Origin of the sequence: Weissella paramesenteroides ATCC 33313 (assembly GCF_000160575.1) — a bacterium.
In the GTDB taxonomy this organism is placed as follows: domain Bacteria; phylum Bacillota; class Bacilli; order Lactobacillales; family Lactobacillaceae; genus Weissella; species Weissella paramesenteroides.
Window position 1 is genome coordinate 523,390 of sequence record NZ_GG697129.1, and the last position, 19,832, is coordinate 543,221.

Sequence of the window (19,832 nt, forward strand, 5' to 3'; positions counted from 1 at the left end):
GAATTATGTTAGTATTCTACAATAAAAAAGCGGCAAAATGAAGTTAAAGAACTTCGTTTTGCCGCTTTTGTTTCACGTGAAACTATTAACCATTCGTTTGTAAGATGTAAACAAATATAATGAAGATCAATCCTAAGGCATACATGATAGGATGAACTTTCTTACCACGTCCTGTCACTAGCATCAACAATGGATAAACGATAAATCCTAAGGCGATACCATCAGAAATTGAATATGACAATGGCATACCCAAAATAGTTAGGAATGATGCTGCAGCAACTGGGAAGTCATTCCAATCAATTGCTGACAAATTACTAGCCATCAAAATTCCAACAATAATCAATGCTGGTGCAGTCACATTAGATGTCACAACTACTAGCAATGGTGAGAAGAACAATGACAACAACAAGAAGATTCCTGTAAAGAATGATGTCAATCCTGTACGACCACCAATAGCAATTCCTGTTGATGATTCAACATAAGCTGTTGTTGGTGATGTTCCCAAAAGTGAACCACCCAACATACCAATGGCGTCGGCCATCAATGCTTTACCAGCACGTGGTAATTCGTTGTTTACCAAGAATCCACCAGAACGAGCAATTCCAATCAATGAACCAGCTGTATCAAAGAACGCAACTAACAAGAATGTTAGAATAACTGGTATCATTTGCCAAGTGAACACATCTTTTAATCCAAAAATAGCTTGTCCAAAAGTTGGTGCCAAGCTTGGTACACCAGAAACAATTGATGAAGGCAATGGAATCAATCCTGTTACCAAACCAATGATTGAAGTTGTAACCATACCAATAAAAATTGCCCCTGGTACCTTACGAGCATATAATGCAAAAGTAATTAACACACCAGCAATCGTTAGCAAGACTTTAGGATCACTCCAATTACCCCAACCAATAATCGTTGATTTATTAGCAGCAATTAAACCACCATCAACCAATCCAATCATGGCAATGAAAAGTCCAATACCACCAGCAATGGCAGCCTTTAAGTCCGCTGGAATCGCATTAATGATCGTTTCACGAATTTTGAAAACGGTCAATAGCCAGAAAATAACACCGGCAACAAAGACACCAGCTAAAGCTGTTTGCCATTTTACGCCCATGCCAATAACAACACTGTAAGCGAAGAAGGCATTGATACCAAGTCCAGGAGCAATTGCAAATGGATACTTTGCAACAACACCCATAAAGATGGTTGCAATAGCAGCAATTAGACCCGTTGCAACAAAGACAGCATTTTTGTCCATACCTGTTGCGCCAAGTACTGAAGGGTTAACGAATAAAATATAAGCCATCGATAGGAAAGTTGTTAAACCTGCTAGTAACTCAGTTTTAACAGATGTTCCTGACTCAGACAGCTTGAAGTAACGTTCAAACATGTAGATCAGACCCCTTAATAAAAAATTCAATTTTAAAACAACCACACTATTGTATTATATTTACCCGTAAAAAATCAAAGAGTATCTTATTTTTTTCGTAAATTAAGAGATGAATAGGCTTACAAAACGAACTTTAAGCATCTTTTCCCGAACGATGAACGTCAAACCACCTTTGCCCTAATTTCATTCAATTTTATCCAACGCTTGCTGCAGATCAGCAATCAAATCATCAACATTTTCAACACCAACCGATACACGAATTAAATCAGGCGTTGTTCCTGTTGCCAATAACTCTTCTTCACTTAATTGCGCATGGGTCGTTGATGCAGGATGAATGATCAATGATTTCGCATCGGCTACATTAGCTAGCAATGAAAATAGTTTCAAATTCTTGATCAGTTCTTTACCAGCCACTTCGCCTCCTTTAAGTCCAAGTGTGAAAATTGACGTCACCCCATTTGGAAAGTATTTTTCAGCTAGTGCATGGTACTTATTGTCTGGCAACCCCGGATAATTGATCCAAGCAACCTTATCATGATGACTCAAAAATTCAACAATCTTCTTTGTGTTAGAAACATGTCGTTCAACACGTAATGACAATGATTCCAATCCTTGAAGCAATAAGAAAGAATTAAATGGTGAAATCGTTGCTCCTAAATCACGTAATGATTCGGCACGTACTTTAGTTGTAAAGGCAGCTGGTGCTAAATCAGCAAAGACCAAGCCATCATATTGATCGTTTGGTTCGATAAAGCCTGGATAGCGACCACTCTTGCGATAATCGAATTTACCATCTTCAACAATGACACCGCCCATGGTTGTACCATGTCCACCAATAAATTTTGTTGCTGAATGAATCACAATATCGGCACCATGCTCTAACGGACGAACTAAATAAGGTGTGCCGAAAGTATTATCTACTAGTAATAGCACACCATTTTCATGCGCAACTTCTGCTACCGCTTCAAAATCAATCAGGTTGATTCCTGGATTACCAATACTTTCAATATAGACAGCCTTTGTATGCTCATTAATCGCATCCCCAAAGTTTTTGGGATCATCTGGATCAACAAAGTGTGTCTTAATGCCCAATTTTGGCAATGTGACATTAAATAAATCGTATGTTCCACCATACAAAGTACTGGCCGCAACGATCTCATCACCTTCACCAGCAATATTAAGAATAGCTGCCGTAATTGCCGCAGCTCCCGTTGCCAAAGTCACGCCTGCCGTACCATGTTCTAAGGCAGCAACCCGTTTATCAACCACATCGGTTGTCGGATTCGTTAAACGAGTATAAATATTGCCTGGTTCAGTCAACCCAAATCGACCCGCTGCTTGTTCAGGATCCTTAAATACGTATGATGTTGTCTGGTAAATTGGTACTGCGCGTGCCCCTGTTTCATCAACTGTCTGTCCCGCATGAACTTGTAATGTTTCAAAGTGTAGATTTTGATTTTCTTCTGTCATAAATTTTTCACGACTTTCTTTTGCATAACTTGCCCTACCCAATTCCGATAAAATTGACGGCTAGTGGTAAGCCAAGAATAGTTGACCTGTTCTTTGGAGTCATTTAAATAGTAATTGTGTGGTGGATCAACTACTAAACCACGCTGATAATCACGCTGATACTCCCGATCTAAAGTATATTGCGTGTACTCCGGATGCCCTGTCACAAACACTGCATTAGTCAACGAGTCTGCCAAAACCATTGGTCCAACTTCTGGTGCTGAAGCTATCACCTCAAGTTCACTTGGCAGTCCTGATTGTGGCAAAACAAGATCAGTGTGGCGTGACTGCGGCATTCGAAAAAGCCCTCCAGCACCAAAGCCATAAATTAAATGTGACTTGCTAAGGATGGTATCCGCTGCAAAAACACCACTAAGTTTGCGTGCCCGTAGTGCTTTTTGAAAACCATACTGTTGATATAATGCTGCCTGAGCTGCCCAACATTCATAGATGACGGGTACTTTTTGTTCACTAAAGCTCGTGAAGACTGCTTGTAGTTCGTGCCAGTAATCCACCATCTCAAATGGTAATTTTTCTACTGGTGCTCCGGTAACTATCCAACCATCCATTCTCTGTTTCAACCCATTCGACAACGTTTCATAATGGCTTTTAACAACAGCTGCTGAACTATATCTAAATTGATGTGTTTCAGGATAAAAAAAGGATAGCGCAACATTTTGTTCACTCTGACTGAGCAAGCTAATAAATTGTTCTTCTGTCTCTTGCCTGTTTGGCATTAAATTAATAATGCCGATTTCCAATGTTTGTATTGGTACTTCATCATGCGCCTTTTTAGATAAGCCATTTCTTAAATATACAGTCATAATGACATCACACCTCCTTTATCCAACAAATAAAAAACCTTCACCCTGTATCATTAAAAAAGTACAGGGCGAAGATTTCGTGTTACCACCTGATTTTCCTATTCGTTCACACAAATAGGCTCATTAAGTTCACTATGCAAGTAAACTCGGTATTTTTAACGTGTACCACTCCGAAAGTATCAGCCCATCGACCGATATTCTGACTCTAAGTTCATCTTCACTACTCACATGTATCGTCCATCTCACCAATTGGACTTCTCTGTCTACTAGTTTATAGCTACTCTTCTTTTCATAGTCTCATTTATTTTTAATTTTTCTCATACTAACATCACCCTTTTTGATTGTCAAATATTTTTGAAAATGCCCATTTATTTTAATTCGCACGCAAATCATAAAAACTCATCAATCACTTTATCAAAAGTTTGTTAGAATGAACACGAAGGTTATTTATTCTAGAGGTATTTTTATGTATAACGAACACGGGCAACTACGACGATTGTCATCACATGAAATCGTCATCTATTTTCTAGCAGGATTACTTTTCAATACATTTGGAAATGGTATTACGGTTGCCGCTAACATGGGATCAGCTCCATGGACAGCATCCGCAGCTAATCTTGCTAATCTCACAGGCACTTCAATTAGTGTATTTTTATTCTTCTATGGTGTTTTCGCTGCCACCTTAGTTTGTATCTTGCAACGAAGCATCGACTGGCCTCACGTTATTGGTAACATCATTTTCGTTGTTGCCTTTAGTAGCATTATTGGTATTGTGTCAACACGCCTAACCGCACTTGGCGTGGGCACACTACCGATTGCTTGGCAAACAATTATTGATTTTATTGGCGTTATTTTTATTGGTTTTGGTGTATCAATCACGCAACGCCTCCAATTTATTCTGCACCCCATTGATGATTTAACTAATTTGACGCGATTTATGTTTTTCAGAGGAAATGCTGCCATTTCACAAATCATTAACTTCTCATTCCCAATGCTGATTTCAATGATTGTTTGGGCATTTTCAGGTGAATTAGTTGCTATTAATATTGGTACGCTATTTTCATTTTTCTTCCAAGGTATGTTCGTTGGTTATGCTGATCACCATGTTTTCGGCCATTTGGCACACAAACTCAATAATATTAAAGTCAGCCACTAAATATATAATAAAAGTACAAATAATGCCGCCAATCCCAATCGACTGGCGGCATTATTCATGTTTAATGATTACCTAGCCTCATTATGATAACGTAACAAATACCAAATGAGAACCAGCATGACAATATCAACAATAATATCTGATATCCAATTATCTGGTATCCAAGATACAGCATACCCCATAACAAAAATCATTGTAATTAGCCCCAACACTTTAACTCGTTGTTGCCATTTATCACTGACGAATCCCATTAACCAATTATTAGTAACTACGGCTAAATTAACAAATAAATATAATGCTATCGTCGCATCAAATGAAACACCAATTTGATGCAGCGGGATGGTGGTCAATACATCTACAATCGCATCATGATAAGAAGAATTTACAAACCATTCAAGCCCTAAAAAGGCAATACTGGTGATAAACATCGCAAATACACCAACCACAAAGCGTGCAATGAGATTCCAGATGACTAATTGCTCGACCCGTGCTGGTAATAAAACATATTTTGATTTATTCCAAGATTTTGCGGCAGAAACAAACGTTCGTACACCAAGAATTAAATTAATACAAATGACTAGTGCGCCTTCATAAACAACCAATCGATCTTTAAACGTAGTTGGCTCAATCGTTCCAGAAATCTCCGCATGTGACACAAATGGTAATAATTGCCAAATAAAAATGAAAACCCCGACGATTGCACCAATTCCCATGATAAACATCGCACGGTTCAAGGAATCCTTAGCAAAAATTTTAAAGAGTCGTGTGTTAGTTAACATTATTCACGTCCTCCATTATCTTCAATATATAGTTGTGTATAGTACTGTTCCAATGATAGACCTTCTTCCTTACGAATCTTTTCAACTGACTCATAAGCTAATAAACGACCATCCTTCAAAATAATTGCATCATCCACAAGACTTTCAATCTCCTGGATGTAATGAGTAGACACAAGGACGGTTGCTTCTTCAGGCAACCAATGTAGCAATGACTGCATAATCTTTTTTCGTGCTAAAACATCAACACCACCAAAGGGTTCGTCTAATAAATAAACGGATGTATCACGTGAAATAGTCAACGCAATGAGCAATTTTTCAATGGTTCCTGTCGATAACTTTGCAATCCGCTTCGTACGATCGATCCGCATGAACTTAATCAACTCTTCCATTCGCTGCTCATTAAAATCAGGATATCCCATCTTAAAATAGTCTACAATATCGCTGACACGGTCATAATTATTTGCCCAGTCTAGTGTTGATACATATGATAAATTGGCTTTAATCTTTGCTCCCATCTTGCCATCAATCATAATATCTGAATGGGGATTGGGCTCAATTAGACCAGAAATTAAGCGCATTAAAGTTGTTTTACCCACACCGTTTTCCCCTAACAAGGCGACTGTGCGATGTGATGGTATCTTAAAGCTCAAACCACGTAGAATGACGTGTCGGCTTTTTGTATAGTGCAAATTATTAACCTGTAACATTACCCCTCCTTGTCTGTTCATCCTCATACTCTTTAATGGCACTTGCAATTAAGCCCGGTATTTCTTGTACTTGTGCAACATGCATTATCTCATTAATATACTCTTGTGTGACACGCATTTTCTTATTTAATCTAATGATATCTATCTTAGCAGCATCCTCAGTTACAAAATTACCCTGTCCTCGTTTCGTTACAATCAACCCGCGTGTAACTAACTGATTAACGGCATTCTGCACTGTACGTGTGCTAACAATTAAATTAACTGCTAAATCGCGGACACCTGGAATTTTGTGACCAATTTGGTATTTTCCTTCAAGAATCTGTTGTTCCAACCAAGTTGCTACTTGTAAATATATGGGCTGATTTGAACTAAATTCCATATTGGCTCCTTTCAGTGTTGCACTGTTATACTACACTGAAACAATAGGCACTGTCAAATTGGAAAACCATCATAAAATACGCTATTATTAGGGCAACAACTTCATGATTAAGGGTGATTTAAAATGAAAACATACGCAATTGTTGGTAATAAATACGAAGGTCTCTATACCAAACCTTGGTCAGAGGTCAAAGCTTATACACAAACAAAACCAGCTCCCAAATTTAAAGGCTTTACAACAAAAGCCGAAGCCCAAACCTGGTTTGATAGCCAAGTTTCCGCAAAAAATGACACCTCACGCCAATATAGTACTGCCTACAATGGCACATTTCACGCAAGTCCCAACCAATATTATATTTTTACTGATGGCGGTAGCCGTAATACTGGCAATACCGCTGGTGGTCACGTCAAAGCTACCGATAAAGCCGGCTGGGCAATTGCTATTTATCATGGTTCTAACCTCAATGAGCCCGTATATACTGATAGTGGCGCAGACTGGGGCCGCACCAACAATGAAATGGAAATGTTGGCACTGATCAACGCTTTGCTGCAAACCGCTAAAGTATCAACACCCGTTACAATTGTTAGTGATTCTAAGTATGTTTTAGATACTGTAACAAATTGGATGTATAACTGGGCAGCAAACGGTTGGCGTAAAAGTTCTGGGGAAATTGCCAATCTAAAAGCTTGGCAACAAATTTACGCACTGATTAAACCACTGGCAGCACGCTTATCATTTATTTGGGTTAAAGGCCATGCAACAAGTCATGGTAACATCACTGTCGATCATCTATTAAATGATGCCATGGATCAATTATCATAACAATAGATAGTTTACATCATATTGTAACGTTCTTCACAAGTTAAGGTTGGTGTTTTTCACAAAGATTCAATAATAGGGGGAACAAAAGATTAACAATTAATAAACCCGCTCAAAACAGAAAATGTCGCAAATTTTTAGAATGTATATTTATGCATAAAAAGACTAGTCCTGATACTTGATATCAGGGCTAGTCTTTTTTATGAAGTATTCTTTTTACAATAAGGTATCTACAGTTTTTAATACGCCATCATGATTGTTATCATCAACAGCTGCTGGATAAAGTGCTTTTAATGATTCATCACCATTAATCATGGCAAAGGGGTAGGCAGCGGCATTTAACATTTCCGCGTCATTTAGACCATCACCAAAAGCAACCAAATTTTCATTCAATTTTAAACCATAATGACTCGCAAGAACTTGCAGGCCATTGGCTTTATTGATATTTGGTGCGACGATGTCTACCGAGCCGTAGCCAGACGTTGTAACGTGCGCTCGACTACCTAACCGAACTCGTGCCAAATCAATGAACTCTTGTGTTTTTTCCGTCTCATAAGTTACGGTTACTTTCAAAATTGGCTCATGAATTTGATCAACAAAGTCAATGAACTGTAAATTATCATGCACTTTTTTCATTCTTGCTTTATGCAAAAGATTTAAGCGTGCTTGCGATTGTAACATAAAGGCAGTTTCTGCACCGGTAAAGACTGCACCATGCAAAGGTTTAAATGGCATTTCATTAACCACCGCCATGATATCTGTCACATCTACCACGTCTAAACCGACCATTTGTAGTATTTCACCATCTGCCGTTCTAACAACAGCACCATTATCAGCAACTAGATCATAACGTCCTGCAAAGGATTTAAAGAATGGATCCACTGAATCAACATCACGACCAGTTGCAACAACAAAATAACCGCCTTGCAACGTTATCTTATCCAAAACATCTGCAAAATGTGTTTTATGATAATGTTTCTGATCATTAAAGAATGTACTATCCAAATCGGATGCAATCATCTTGATTTCTGACATGCTCAAAGCTCCTATCATTTTCTACCTTATAGTTTACGCAATCAGCAGATTTTTAGCCAATAATTACTTCCTCAGTTGGATACTGATAACTACTTGGCTTCTCACGAATATTCATTACTGAGAACATCACCGTATATAGACCAACACGACCGATAAACATCACAATCATAATAACGATTTCACCAAAATTGGTAAGATGTGGTGTTAATCCTAATGAAAAACCAGTTGTTGAAAAGGCTGAAATAACTTCAAAGACAATATACTCCATGCCTTGACCTTTAGGAATTGTTTCCGTCACTATCAACAATAGTGAAACTGCAGCCACAAAAACAATTGAAATAACTGCTAACATCATCGCTTTAATAACAATTTTAGGACTAAAACGACGACCACCAAAATTAACTTGTTCCTGGCCACGGAGTGCGGCAAGTGATTGCATCCATAAAATACCCAATGTTGTTGTCTTAATACCACCTGAAGTAGATCCTGGCGTTCCACCAACAAACATTAGCAGTGTGATAATCATGATACCTGCTGCAGAAATATTAGATAGTGGCACAACCTCAAGTCCCGCCGTACGAGGGACAACTGCTAAGAACAAACTATCAAGAATTCGATGACCTAGTGATGAAGTATGTGCTAGGGGTGCCAAAACGTTTTCAGTAAACAAAAACATGGCAAAACTTAACCCAATTAACCATCCTGACACATTTAGCGCGACTTTAGTATGTAGACTAACTCGGCGCTGCCTGTGAAAAAGTAATAGATCTCGCCAAACAAGGAATCCCAAGGAACCTGCCGTAATCAGTAACATCCAAATAATTAAAATATAGGGATCATTCTGAAGAAATGACACTGGTTTATCAAAGAAGGTGAAGCCCGCATTTCCAAATGCTGAAATTGAAGAGGCAACACTCAGATAAATTCCTCTACCAATACCAAAACGGGGAATAAAGTCAGGCAACATCAATACGGCACCGACAATTTGAATAATCGCTGACAGCGAGAAGACGTATGACAATACACTCTTAACATCTGCTAAATTCCGCAAATTCAATGCTTGTTGTGCCATTAACCTTGCTTTTAAATCTAAACGTTGACCAGTTATTGCAAATAACAATACCGCAAACGTCATAAATCCTAATGCACCAATTTCAATCATAACCAGCAGGACAACTTGTCCAAACGTCGACCAAGTTGCTGCTGTATTAACAACTGTTAACCCCGTAATCGCCGTAGCTGATACAGCAGTAAACAGCGCATCAAGGAAATTAACATGCACACCAGTTTGCTGTGAAACAGGCATCCTTAATATAAAAGCCCCAACAAATATAATCGCCAAGAATCCAAACGTTAATACCTGTGGTGGCGTTAATTTGCTAAATATTTTTTTCATAATTAAGTATCTCCCAACTTCTTTATATTATACAGGAGCATGGCAAAAGTTTTTCACAGATTTTTGTGGATAACTTGAGGAAAAGTCCACGTATTCCACCGCTTTCTGTGGAAAACATGTGAATAACTCGCAATTTATTGTTGAGAAACCCTATTAAATCAATGCATATGTCAATGTGGATAACCTGTTAAAACTAATTGTAATGAACAAAAGGTTATTAAATTAGGCTTTTAGCTTTAAATTAGGTTAAACCTTGCACAAAAATCAAAATTTAACCTAATCATCGTTCAATTTATCAAAATTATACGTTTTTAAAACGTTTTATCTGAATTATACAGACTAATTATTCCTATAAAAACCAAAAATATCGAATGTTATCTTGGTTTTAGCTTCATATATTTTGTAAAATGATTTAAAAGCAACTTTTTATATTGTGTATAACTTTTTTCATACTTATTTATTGTGAGTATAATTTCACTAATTTAGCGTTTACAAATGCCGTTATCATCACTTTTTACAAGTTATCCACAACCATTATTCACAACAGTGGATAAATGTCTAAAAATATTCACAAAGATCGCTGTACACTTTGGTATAATAATGCTCGCAGGCATTTTTTAGGTTGTGGTTAACTTGTGGATAACGTATTTTTTACGATTTTTTTTAGTACTTATCCACATCTTATAAAACAGTTTATAAAATTAACGAACTATTTAAGAAAGGCACACAAACAATGAACATAAAAATTATCGGTGTTGGCAAATTAAAGGAAAAATACCTGAAAGATGGTATTGCAGAATACGCAAAACGTTTGCATAAATTTGCCAAAGTAGAAATTATTGAAGTTCCTGACGAAAAAGCACCCGAACAATTATCACAGGCCCAAATGGATCAAGTGATGGCAAAAGAAGGTGACCGTATCCTTAATAAAATTAAAGATAAGGAGTACGTTTTTGCATTAGCAATTAAAGGAACAGAGCGCTCTAGTGAAGAACTTGCTGCTGAAATCGATCATTTAACAACCACAGGTAAATCTGATTTAACTTTTGTGATTGGTGGATCATTAGGGTTAGCACCTGATGTTCTAAAACGTGCCAACACACAAATAAGTTTTGGTCGTTTCACATTACCACATCAATTAATGCGTCTAGTATTAACTGAACAAATTTACCGTAGTTTTATGATTAATGCACATACGCCTTATCATAAATAGTCCATACGAATCGCAAATTTTTTGACCAAATTTTGTATATATAAACATGATTAAATACATTTTCTAATTTCCATGAAATGTCCCATATGTGATTAAATAAACAATGATTTTGCATGATAAACGATATTAATTTTAATATTAAATCTTGTATTCAGGAATTAAATAGTGTAAGGTACTCCTTGTAGGTTTAGTGTAAACGCTTACACTAATTGAGGGTTTATTTAATTTTAAGGAGATTTATACATATGTCAGAATACATTGCGAGTGAACGTGAAGGAAAAATTGATTTTGTTAATACAAATGATTTAGAAGAAGCTGCTGCAAATGTGATCCCAAAAGGTGGGTATGGGTACATTAAAAGTGGCGCTGGCGATCTAATCACATACAAGAACAATATTAAGGCATTCGATAAGAAGGTAATTGTTCCTGGTGTTTTACGTGATGTTGAAAATCCAGATACATCCGTTGATTTCCAAGACATGCATCTAACAGCACCAATTATCATGGCACCAGTTGCTGCCCATGGTTTAGCTCACGTTGAAGGTGAAAAGTATTCAGCGAAAGGTGTTGCCAACTTCGGTTCAATTTTCACGGCTTCATCATTCGCATCAACAACACTAGAAGATATTCGTGAAGCTGGTGGTCAAGATGCTAACCAATGGTTCCAATTCTACATGAGTAAGGACAATGGTATTAATGACCAGATTATTGCAACTGCTGAGCGCAATGGCTCAAAGGCTATTGTTTTAACTGCTGATGCAACCCTTGGTGGTAACCGTGAAGCTGACAAGCGCAATCACTTTACTTTCCCATTAGCAATGCCAATTGTGGCTGCCTACCAATCTGGTGTCGGTCAAACAATGGATGCTGTCTACAAGTCTGCTAAGCAAAAGTTAGCACCTCGTGATGTTGAATACATCGCCAGCCATACTGATATCCCTGTCTATGTTAAGGGTGTTCAGTCTGCTGAAGATGTTTACCGCTCACTAGATGCTGGGGCGCGTGGAATCTGGGTAACAAACCATGGTGGCCGCCAATTAGATGGTGGACCCGCAGCCTTTGAATCATTAGAAATTGTTGCTGAAGCAGTTAATGGTCGCGCACCCGTTGTCTTTGATAGTGGTGTTCGTCGTGGTCAACACGTCTTCAAGGCCCTTGCTTCTGGTGCTGATCTTGTTGCTATCGGTCGTCCTGTTATTTACGGTCTATCACTTGGTGGTGCAACCGGTGTTGAACAAGTCTTTAACTTCTTTAAGGATGAGTTGGCTCTAGTTATGCAATTAGCTGGTACTCAAACGATCGATGACGTTAGAAAGTTTACTTTACGAGACGCTTGGTAATAAAAAATAAACTCAAATAAAAATATTGACTGATATATTAGGAGAAGACATGGATATACCACAAGATAGAGATTATGCTGCTGAAATTCCCAGTGTAGCAGCAAAAGAAGCACCCGTTGAGAAATCACCGTTATTTAAAAAAATCGATGATGCCTTAATGAATAAAGTTGCATTATTTAACAATAGTTATGCGCGTTATGCAGCTCGTTCAATGTTGGCAACATTATTCTTAACGTTAGGTACTGCGGCAGCCTTTGGTACTGCCATACAAGCCGAAAAGTTTTTACCAGGATCTGGTAAGTTTACCTTTGCCTTTATGTTTAGCTGGTCACTGGTTATGATTATCTTTATGGGAGCCGAACTAGGTACCTCTAATATGCTTTTCATGACGGTTGGTGTTTACCGGAAGAAACTAAAGTTCTCTAAAGCCGCTAAAATTCTTGGCACAACACTATTGTTTAACCTAATTGGTGGTATCATTTTTGCTTATATGGTTTCCTTAACCGGTCCATTCCAAGACTTACCAGCTGGTAATTACTTGTTTACCGGAATCGCTGCCAAATTAAGCAAGTCATCAATTCAGATCTTCGTTGAAGCAATCTTTGCTAACGTTATCGTTAACACAGCATTCTTTATCAACTTACGTATGAAGGATGATGCAGGTAAAGTTATGGCCATTATTTTCGTCATCTTTATCTTCGCATTCCTGGGATACGAACACGTTATCGCTAACTTCCCAGCATTCTCATTAGCATTTTTCGCATCACATGGAACGATTCCTGGCATGACACTTGTTAGTGTTATTCATAATTTGTTCTTTGCTTTGATTGGAAACTATGTTGGTGGTGGTTTGTTAATTGGTATGACCTATGCTTGGTTGAACCGCACAAAGACATCATACGTTGACTAATAAACATTTCATAGACATGTAAAAAGCATTGCAGCTGGTGGGGCTGCAATGCTTTTTAGTGTACATAACTTTAGAAATTAATTCTCAGAAAATAGCTGATCATCAATAACAACAATCGTTTTCTCTCTAACACCCATTTGTTGCTCAAATAATAAGTCAATTAATTCTTCACCATTAATTAACGTAATGAGGTTAGCTCCCTGACGTGAACGATTAACAGCATCTTTCGTATATGTGGATGTTGTTACAAAAATACCACGGTCCGCATTGTTACCGCTGATTGTTCCCGCAAAATTACTGATATCCGGACCGGTAACTTGACCTTTAGCAAAACGCTTTGTTTGTAGAACCACCTTATATGTCAATAATTCAGGTGTACGTAAATAACCAATCCCATCAATACCACTATCACCTGATTTTGGTGTTAAAGCCATTTCAATACCAATCTTACGAAGTAGATTAACAACTAATTCTTCAAATTTATAAGGATTCATATTTTGTAATTTACGCAGTAACTCTTTACGCCAAACTTCGTCCTCATCAACTTCCGTCATTTCGCCATCACTGGTTACATCAGCATTAACACTCGTTTCTTCCTGTGCCGCTTGTTTAGCAGCCTTTTTCTGCTTCCGCTTCTTTGCCTTTGTTTCTTCCCAGACAGGTATCGATTTTGAGTAAACATCTTCCCATATATCAAATGTTTCCCAATTGATACGACGGCCTTCATCCGTTAATTCCCAAACTCCTCTGGTAGGTGAAGTTAGTAGTCCAGCTCTTTTTAAATTAGACATTGCAAACTGTTGATGTAGATTTAATACACTGTAGCCAGAATCACCAGTTGCTTCACGTTCTTCTTGAGTATAACAATCATACTCACTCGCTTTCTCTTTAACTAATTTTGCCTTAGTTGGACCGCCAAATTCCTTTAAAGCTTTAATAATGGCAATTGCTGAAATTTTTTCAATTTGTGATGACTCAGCATTAAAATAGGAGATCCAAGATTTCGGCATCTTTACCTGTTTTGAATCTACTTTTCTATCCAATCCAAATTTATCTGCCCATACATTATTTACTACCATATCATTATCTCATTTCATTCATAATCAATTACAATAATTATACTACGACTGAAGTATAGCTATTTTATAGTGTGACTAATTACAACTAGTCTGCCTTGCAAAAAATTCTAAAACTTGTTTATTGCTTTATTAGCAAATAGTTCTGATTATTAAGTTGCCTTACTAAATCAGTAAGGTAATACTTTTCAGGAGGTGACCTTATGTCACAAAATAACACGTTACTTTTTCATGACTACTATCACCAATGGATGAAGCTCTACAAGGAGGGGGCTGTTCGGAAAATAACTTATGCTAAATATCAACAAACTCACAAACAACTCAGAAAATTGGTGCCTAATTTACGATTATGTGATTTAAACCGACAAGTCTATCAGGAACTTTTGAATTTATATGCTGAGACGCATGAAAAGCAAACTGTATTAGACTTTCACCATCAAGTTAAATCCGGCATTTTAGACGCTTTAGAAGAAGGGTTGCTAACTATTGATCCAACTAGAAAAATTGTTATAAAGGGTACCGTGACACAACAGCACAAAATTAAGTATCTCAATCAACAAGAACTAACAAAGCTTCTTGCACAGCTGACCCTCGGTGATGAACTCTCATTAGACTATTTCTTTCTACTGATTGCCAAAACCGGTTTACGTTTTAGCGAGGCATTAGGTATCACACCCAATGATTTTGACTTATCAAGATTAACCTTATCAGTCAATAAAACTTGGGACTATAAATCTGCCAAGGGGCAATTTACACCAACTAAAAACACCGCATCAATGCGGAAAGTACCAATAGATTGGCAAGTTGCAATGCAGTTTGCACAACTAATAAAAGATTTACCAAAAAATCAGCCAATCTTTATCACACCTGGTAAAAAATTCTACAATGAAACCGCTAATGACAAGCTTGCTCGTTATTGTAAGCGAGCAGGTATTCCCGAAATTAGCGTTCACGGGCTACGCCATACACATGCATCGTTGTTACTCTATGCTGGTGTCTCAATTGGCTCCGTTGCTCAACGTTTAGGTCACTCAAATATGAACACAACCCAACGAACCTATTTACATGTTATCCAAGAATTAGAAAACGCTGATACCGATAAAATCATGCGCTACTTAACAACATTAATGTGATTTAACAAATTTTATTATAAAAGTATTGATTAAGATCATGTGTTATCAAAATACAGCATGGTCTTTTCTTTAATTTAACGCCGATGGTGGATGAAATCGCAGCGATAAGGTACTGTTTTGGTCAGGAGCGAAAAGGATAGTTGTTCGCTGGTTGACAGTGATGAGATTATCAAGTGATAAAAAAAGCTGTCCTATTTTCATCTGTTCATCTTCATTTCTGGCAATTCTAAATTCAGTAGCGGATACATTATTCCAATCCGATCGTGGCATTTTTGTTCCAGTAGTCATATTGGCTACAACTTTATATCTAGGGCTCTGAATTAGACTAAATATAAATTTAGGAGAGATACATGGAGCTGCTCTTAATACCCAAAAATCACCTATTGCAATACCTTGAAATGTTGCAAAAAACCAATTATTTAGATATGGACGTAATTTTCCATAAAGAACATCATTTTTTTGAAAATAAATTCCCTTTCTAGAGTCACCTATTTCAAATACGTCATTCTTTAATCGTCCCTCACCTGAAATAATATTTTCATATTCAATTCTAGGCAGTGTCTCTTTTCGACTTGTAGTAGACACACGATTAACTATAGTTTTAAACTTACGCTTTTCCCAAGAGAATACCTCAAATCTTTTTCAACATTTTGTAAATGCTTGGGAAAAGCGTAGGTTAATAGATAATACAAAATTAATTACAAAGGGAACCACTCCAAAAGATAAGTCAGGTGTGGGAAATGTAAATTTTATTAAAGTTGAAAATTTGTCTAATAACCAAATATATCCTGTTCAAAAGATTTCTCAAGAGGAACATGATAGTTATCTAAAGCGATCTCGCCTCCAAGCAAATGATATTTTATTTTCAATAGCAGGAACTTTAGGTCGCATTGCTATTGTCGGCTCCTCCTTACTGCCCGCAAATACAAATCAGGCTTTGTCAATTATTCGTGGATATGATTTCGATAGTGACTTTTTGATTACGTCACTTAGTGGCCATGTAGTTGCTGAGTACATTAGAAAGAACCCAACTGTTGGTGCTCAGCCTAACCTGTCTCTTGAACAAGTTGGAAACTTAATAATTAGTTCACCAATTGAAGAAGAACAAGAAAAAATTGGTTCTTTTTTCAAACTATTAAATCATCTAATAACTGTCAACCAAGACAAGTGATTATATTTTTGAAAAAATTAATTTTTTCATTTACGCTCTAAAAAAGCCATCAGAGTTAACTGATGGCATACTAAAATCATTGTATTAAAATATAAACAATTCACAAAAGCAATTAATTATTTTTCTTTAAAAATCAAACCATTAAAAAATATTACTGCACTGACTAGAATACATAACCATTTTGAATTTTATTTATATAAACATTTTTTGAAGCAACGCCTTTTTCTCTTTTTTTAACAAATCTACCTTACGCTGGTTGACAACTATGAGATTATCTAAGAGTCTTAGTAAATCAACAACTTCATCCTGCTCTTTTTGACTCGGTAAATTAAATTCAAATTTTGATAAATTCGGCCAACTAATTCCAAAGACTTTTAAACCTGTACCAGTTCGGTATCCAAAATGCTTAAAGTTGCCAGTATGGAGCAAATGATACAAAAATGTGGCATTGGTGGCTTGTGGACGTAAGGCAATTGTATGTAATCCTGCAACTAAGTTTTCATCTGGTAATGCTTGAATAACAGCAGGTGAAGCAATCCCTTGATAATCCTCAGAAGCATCTGCCACAATAAGATCATTTACTGACAATGTATCATATTGATTGGGTTTAATATTTGGTAAAACAGATTTTTTATTAATAATGTCTGCTATGCCAGTATGAATATCACCATAATGAATATACTTATAACCCGTACTTTCGTTACACTCCACATCATGAGACAACGAATAAGACTTGACCTTATTAACCACATCACCCAATCTACGCTTTTCCCAAGCGTCAGTAAATCCCTTAAATCGTAATTCAGGATTATTTTGTCCATTTTTAGGAAATAATTTTTGCAAATATCCAGTTTTCTTCTTCTTAAGTAAATCTACCTTACGCTGGTTGACAGTGATGAGATTATCAAGTGTTTCAAAAAAATCTCCTATTTTATCTTGCTCTCTTGCGTCTGTAGGTTTTTCAATCAAATAATTTGATATATCTAGAGGGGTAATTCTTTTTTGACTATTAGATGTTCCTGATGAAATATTTTCCATAAATTTTGTGGATTTATCAGATAATAGAAGTTGCTTTAAAAAAGATAATTTCAGACTCTCAGATGTAAATGGCATAAACTCACTGGATGACACTGCATTATTTCCTGCTCGTTTTACATACCAAACTCGTTTTTGGCGAACATTCAACTTATTTATAAGTAAGACATTGTCACCTATTTGTAATCGATTACTGTGAATTGTTGACCCTAAAACAATATTTGGAGTTTTATTATTATCATATGCAGGCATACTATATTCAGTAAATAGTGTATTAGGTGTTTTCTGTGGATCTACAGAGACTCTTCTAAAGTCTCCCATACTTTTTAATCTACGCTTTTCCCAATCGTCCGTGAATCCTTTAAATCTTAGCTTTGGTTGCATCCCCATTATTCTTCACCTGTTTCTACTAACTCTGCTACCATTGCTTCGAATTCAGCCGTTAATTTAGCAATTTCAGCGTCTGTTTCTTCGATTTCCTTTTGTGTAGCGGCCAAGTCAATTGGTTCTTCTTCCTCAAAAGTGTCAACATAGCGGGGAATGTTTAAGTTAAAATCATTTTCGATAATCTCGTCACGACTTGCAAGGTGTGCATACTTTTCAACATCCTCGCGCTTATCATAAGTATCAACAATTCGCGCTAATTGTGTATCCGTTAAATTATTTTGATTTTTTCCTTTTTCAAAATCAGCTGACGCATCAATAAAGAAAACATCTTGATTGCTACGATTCTTTTTGAACACAAGTACCGTTGTTGGAATCGATGTACCAAAGAATAAGTTGGCTGGTAGACCAATAACTGCATCTAGCACATTATCTTGCTCGATCATGTAACGACGAATCGTACCTTCGGCTGCACCTCGGAATAGGACACCATGAGGCAATACAACAGCCATTGTTCCTGTTACATTTAAGTGTGCCAACATGTGTTCAACGAAGGCAAAATCGGCCTTAGACTTAGGAGCAGTTTTACCGTATTTACGGAAGCGTTCATCGTCCAACTTACCATCTGTGTTCCACTTTGCAGAGTAGGGTGGGTTAGCAACAACAGCATCAAATTGTTGGCCTTCAAAATAATCATTTTCTAATGTATCACCCTGTTGCACGCTAAATTGATTGTAACTAACACCATGCATTAATAGATTCATACGGCCCAAATTATAAGTCGTACGGTTAAGTTCTTGACCATAATAATTACCAACAGTAGCATAATCACCAATTCGCAACAAAAGTGATCCTGAACCCATAGTTGGGTCATAAACATTTTGCAATGTATCATGACCTTTAGTAACGATTTGTGCAAGTAATTTTGAAACTTGTTGTGGTGTGTAGAACTCACCTGCTTTTTTACCTGCATTTGCCGCAAATTGACCAATTAAATACTCGTAAGCATCACCTAAGACGTCAATTTGTACTTCATCATGGCCCATATCTAAATCGGCTAGATTCAACAAAACCTTCTGCATAAGGGCACTACGCTCAGCAACTGTGTTTCCTAAACGAGTTGAGTTAAGGTCTAAATCATCAAATAAACCACGGAAATCTTCTTCTGACTCCTCACCAATCGTTGATGATTGAACAGCATTAACTGCTGTCTGTAACTTTTCAACATCAAAACGGCCAGCTTGTGCATCTGCCACCAATGTTTCAAACAAAAATTCTGGCGCAACAAAAAATCCCATCGCTTCCGTAATGTCATCAACCAAATCATCACGCATCTCATCATCAGCGTATGCTTCCGCAAATGTAATATCATCATTAACTAACAACTCTTTAACATAAGCCGACACGCCATCAGACAAAAATCTATAAAAAATTAGTCCTAAAATGTAATTTCTAAATTCACTGGCGTCCATATTACCGCGTAAATCATTGGCAATTGCCCATAATTTACGTTGTAACTCTGCTTGTTGTGTTGCTTGTACTGTATGTGTCTCTGACATGAGGTTTCTCTTTC

Annotated in this window: 19 protein-coding genes; 7 read left to right on the forward strand and 12 right to left on the reverse strand. The window is 37.0% G+C overall.

Annotation, left to right across the window (positions count from 1 at the left end):
- Positions 1 to 85: 85 nt before the first annotated feature.
- The 3 genes from HMPREF0877_RS05465 to HMPREF0877_RS05475 all read right to left on the reverse strand — a co-directional run bounded on the left by HMPREF0877_RS05465 (position 86) and on the right by HMPREF0877_RS05475 (position 3,726).
- Entirely contained in the window at positions 86 to 1,393 is a 1,308-nt protein-coding gene (locus HMPREF0877_RS05465; RefSeq protein WP_002828261.1) for an NCS2 family permease, read from the reverse strand.
- A 183-nt stretch (positions 1,394 to 1,576) separates the two neighbouring features.
- On the reverse strand, positions 1,577 to 2,863 hold the full coding sequence (locus HMPREF0877_RS05470; RefSeq protein WP_002828262.1) for an O-acetylhomoserine aminocarboxypropyltransferase/cysteine synthase family protein: 1,287 nt from the start codon (positions 2,861 to 2,863) through the stop codon (positions 1,577 to 1,579).
- Positions 2,860 to 3,726, reverse strand: coding sequence for a homoserine O-acetyltransferase/O-succinyltransferase family protein (locus tag HMPREF0877_RS05475; RefSeq protein ID WP_002828264.1), 867 nt, complete (start codon positions 3,724 to 3,726; stop codon positions 2,860 to 2,862). The genes HMPREF0877_RS05470 and HMPREF0877_RS05475 overlap by 4 nt, the downstream gene beginning before the upstream one ends.
- Positions 3,727 to 4,192: 466 nt before the next feature.
- On the opposite strand from HMPREF0877_RS05475, the gene HMPREF0877_RS05480 reads away from it, so the two are divergent.
- Positions 4,193 to 4,882 carry a DUF6198 family protein gene (locus HMPREF0877_RS05480; protein ID WP_040760667.1) on the forward strand — a complete coding sequence of 230 codons (690 nt, stop codon included), beginning with the start codon at positions 4,193 to 4,195 and terminating at the stop codon, positions 4,880 to 4,882.
- Between the two features lie 68 nt (positions 4,883 to 4,950).
- Here HMPREF0877_RS05480 and HMPREF0877_RS05485 read toward each other — a convergent pair whose 3' ends face one another.
- From HMPREF0877_RS05485 to HMPREF0877_RS05495, 3 genes are read right to left on the reverse strand one after another with little or no spacing between them, the layout of a single operon-like run.
- Positions 4,951 to 5,661, reverse strand: coding sequence for a hypothetical protein (locus HMPREF0877_RS05485; RefSeq protein WP_002828266.1), 711 nt, complete (start codon positions 5,659 to 5,661; stop codon positions 4,951 to 4,953).
- The gene (locus HMPREF0877_RS05490; protein ID WP_002828267.1) at positions 5,661 to 6,368 is read right to left on the reverse strand and encodes an ATP-binding cassette domain-containing protein; all 708 of its coding nucleotides are present in this window, start codon (positions 6,366 to 6,368) and stop codon (positions 5,661 to 5,663) included. The genes HMPREF0877_RS05485 and HMPREF0877_RS05490 overlap by 1 nt, the downstream gene beginning before the upstream one ends.
- Positions 6,355 to 6,747, reverse strand: coding sequence for a GntR family transcriptional regulator (locus HMPREF0877_RS05495; protein ID WP_002828268.1), 393 nt, complete (start codon positions 6,745 to 6,747; stop codon positions 6,355 to 6,357). The genes HMPREF0877_RS05490 and HMPREF0877_RS05495 overlap by 14 nt, the downstream gene beginning before the upstream one ends.
- Positions 6,748 to 6,870: 123 nt before the next feature.
- Between HMPREF0877_RS05495 and HMPREF0877_RS05500 the strand changes: the two genes are divergently transcribed.
- Entirely contained in the window at positions 6,871 to 7,569 is a 699-nt protein-coding gene (locus HMPREF0877_RS05500) for a ribonuclease H1 domain-containing protein (protein WP_002828269.1), read from the forward strand.
- Between the two features lie 213 nt (positions 7,570 to 7,782).
- On the opposite strand, the gene HMPREF0877_RS05505 is transcribed toward HMPREF0877_RS05500, so the two are convergent.
- Both HMPREF0877_RS05505 and HMPREF0877_RS05510 read right to left on the reverse strand, forming a co-directional pair.
- Positions 7,783 to 8,601: a Cof-type HAD-IIB family hydrolase gene (locus HMPREF0877_RS05505; RefSeq protein WP_040760670.1), complete on the reverse strand. Its 819-nt coding sequence runs from the start codon at positions 8,599 to 8,601 to the stop codon at positions 7,783 to 7,785.
- A gap of 52 nt (positions 8,602 to 8,653) precedes the next feature.
- The gene (locus HMPREF0877_RS05510; RefSeq protein ID WP_002828271.1) at positions 8,654 to 9,997 is read right to left on the reverse strand and encodes a TrkH family potassium uptake protein; all 1,344 of its coding nucleotides are present in this window, start codon (positions 9,995 to 9,997) and stop codon (positions 8,654 to 8,656) included.
- A 733-nt stretch (positions 9,998 to 10,730) separates the two neighbouring features.
- Between HMPREF0877_RS05510 and rlmH the strand changes: the two genes are divergently transcribed.
- The 3 genes from rlmH to HMPREF0877_RS05525 all read left to right on the forward strand — a co-directional run bounded on the left by rlmH (position 10,731) and on the right by HMPREF0877_RS05525 (position 13,460).
- Positions 10,731 to 11,210 (forward strand): 23S rRNA (pseudouridine(1915)-N(3))-methyltransferase RlmH, encoded by a 480-nt coding sequence (gene rlmH, locus HMPREF0877_RS05515; RefSeq protein ID WP_002828273.1) that lies wholly within the window; start codon positions 10,731 to 10,733, stop codon positions 11,208 to 11,210.
- Between the two features lie 245 nt (positions 11,211 to 11,455).
- Complete coding sequence (locus HMPREF0877_RS05520; RefSeq protein WP_002828274.1) at positions 11,456 to 12,550, forward strand: alpha-hydroxy-acid oxidizing protein; 1,095 nt, start codon at positions 11,456 to 11,458, stop codon at positions 12,548 to 12,550.
- Between the two features lie 49 nt (positions 12,551 to 12,599).
- Complete coding sequence (locus HMPREF0877_RS05525; RefSeq protein ID WP_081443724.1) at positions 12,600 to 13,460, forward strand: formate/nitrite transporter family protein; 861 nt, start codon at positions 12,600 to 12,602, stop codon at positions 13,458 to 13,460.
- Between the two features lie 77 nt (positions 13,461 to 13,537).
- On the opposite strand, the gene HMPREF0877_RS05530 is transcribed toward HMPREF0877_RS05525, so the two are convergent.
- Positions 13,538 to 14,539: a restriction endonuclease gene (locus HMPREF0877_RS05530; protein WP_002828277.1), complete on the reverse strand. Its 1,002-nt coding sequence runs from the start codon at positions 14,537 to 14,539 to the stop codon at positions 13,538 to 13,540.
- A 200-nt stretch (positions 14,540 to 14,739) separates the two neighbouring features.
- On the opposite strand from HMPREF0877_RS05530, the gene HMPREF0877_RS05535 reads away from it, so the two are divergent.
- On the forward strand, positions 14,740 to 15,669 hold the full coding sequence (locus HMPREF0877_RS05535) for a site-specific integrase (RefSeq protein ID WP_040760672.1): 930 nt from the start codon (positions 14,740 to 14,742) through the stop codon (positions 15,667 to 15,669).
- 69 nt (positions 15,670 to 15,738) lie between these two features.
- Here HMPREF0877_RS05535 and HMPREF0877_RS05540 read toward each other — a convergent pair whose 3' ends face one another.
- Entirely contained in the window at positions 15,739 to 16,254 is a 516-nt protein-coding gene (locus HMPREF0877_RS05540; protein WP_002828280.1) for a restriction endonuclease subunit S domain-containing protein, read from the reverse strand.
- Between the two features lie 10 nt (positions 16,255 to 16,264).
- Between HMPREF0877_RS05540 and HMPREF0877_RS05545 the strand changes: the two genes are divergently transcribed.
- Positions 16,265 to 16,840, forward strand: a complete 576-nt coding sequence (locus tag HMPREF0877_RS05545; protein WP_081443725.1) for a restriction endonuclease subunit S — start codon at positions 16,265 to 16,267, stop codon at positions 16,838 to 16,840.
- A gap of 192 nt (positions 16,841 to 17,032) precedes the next feature.
- Here HMPREF0877_RS05545 and HMPREF0877_RS05550 read toward each other — a convergent pair whose 3' ends face one another.
- On the reverse strand, positions 17,033 to 18,265 hold the full coding sequence (locus tag HMPREF0877_RS05550) for a restriction endonuclease subunit S (RefSeq protein WP_002828283.1): 1,233 nt from the start codon (positions 18,263 to 18,265) through the stop codon (positions 17,033 to 17,035).
- Positions 18,265 to 19,818: a type I restriction-modification system subunit M gene (locus HMPREF0877_RS05555; RefSeq protein WP_002828284.1), complete on the reverse strand. Its 1,554-nt coding sequence runs from the start codon at positions 19,816 to 19,818 to the stop codon at positions 18,265 to 18,267. The genes HMPREF0877_RS05550 and HMPREF0877_RS05555 overlap by 1 nt, the downstream gene beginning before the upstream one ends.
- Positions 19,819 to 19,832 lie beyond the last annotated feature (14 nt).

Excerpts from the sequence above, each read along its gene's own strand:
- HMPREF0877_RS05535 (WP_040760672.1), top strand. The coding sequence starts at position 14,740 with ATGTCACAAAATAACACGTTACTTTTTCATGACTACTATCACCAATGG.
- HMPREF0877_RS05480 (WP_040760667.1), top strand. The coding sequence starts at position 4,193 with ATGTATAACGAACACGGGCAACTACGACGATTGTCATCACATGAAATC.
- HMPREF0877_RS05505 (WP_040760670.1), bottom strand. The coding sequence starts at position 8,601 with ATGTCAGAAATCAAGATGATTGCATCCGATTTGGATAGTACATTCTTT.
- rlmH (WP_002828273.1), top strand. The coding sequence starts at position 10,731 with ATGAACATAAAAATTATCGGTGTTGGCAAATTAAAGGAAAAATACCTG.
- HMPREF0877_RS05475 (WP_002828264.1), bottom strand. The coding sequence starts at position 3,726 with ATGACTGTATATTTAAGAAATGGCTTATCTAAAAAGGCGCATGATGAA.
- HMPREF0877_RS05495 (WP_002828268.1), bottom strand. The coding sequence starts at position 6,747 with ATGGAATTTAGTTCAAATCAGCCCATATATTTACAAGTAGCAACTTGG.
- HMPREF0877_RS05525 (WP_081443724.1), top strand. The coding sequence starts at position 12,600 with ATGGATATACCACAAGATAGAGATTATGCTGCTGAAATTCCCAGTGTA.
- HMPREF0877_RS05465 (WP_002828261.1), bottom strand. The coding sequence starts at position 1,393 with ATGTTTGAACGTTACTTCAAGCTGTCTGAGTCAGGAACATCTGTTAAA.
- HMPREF0877_RS05530 (WP_002828277.1), bottom strand. The coding sequence starts at position 14,539 with ATGGTAGTAAATAATGTATGGGCAGATAAATTTGGATTGGATAGAAAA.
- HMPREF0877_RS05490 (WP_002828267.1), bottom strand. The coding sequence starts at position 6,368 with ATGTTACAGGTTAATAATTTGCACTATACAAAAAGCCGACACGTCATT.
- HMPREF0877_RS05485 (WP_002828266.1), bottom strand. The coding sequence starts at position 5,661 with ATGTTAACTAACACACGACTCTTTAAAATTTTTGCTAAGGATTCCTTG.
- HMPREF0877_RS05555 (WP_002828284.1), bottom strand. The coding sequence starts at position 19,818 with ATGTCAGAGACACATACAGTACAAGCAACACAACAAGCAGAGTTACAA.
- HMPREF0877_RS05520 (WP_002828274.1), top strand. The coding sequence starts at position 11,456 with ATGTCAGAATACATTGCGAGTGAACGTGAAGGAAAAATTGATTTTGTT.
- HMPREF0877_RS05500 (WP_002828269.1), top strand. The coding sequence starts at position 6,871 with ATGAAAACATACGCAATTGTTGGTAATAAATACGAAGGTCTCTATACC.
- HMPREF0877_RS05510 (WP_002828271.1), bottom strand. The coding sequence starts at position 9,997 with ATGAAAAAAATATTTAGCAAATTAACGCCACCACAGGTATTAACGTTT.
- HMPREF0877_RS05550 (WP_002828283.1), bottom strand. The coding sequence starts at position 18,265 with ATGGGGATGCAACCAAAGCTAAGATTTAAAGGATTCACGGACGATTGG.
- HMPREF0877_RS05470 (WP_002828262.1), bottom strand. The coding sequence starts at position 2,863 with ATGACAGAAGAAAATCAAAATCTACACTTTGAAACATTACAAGTTCAT.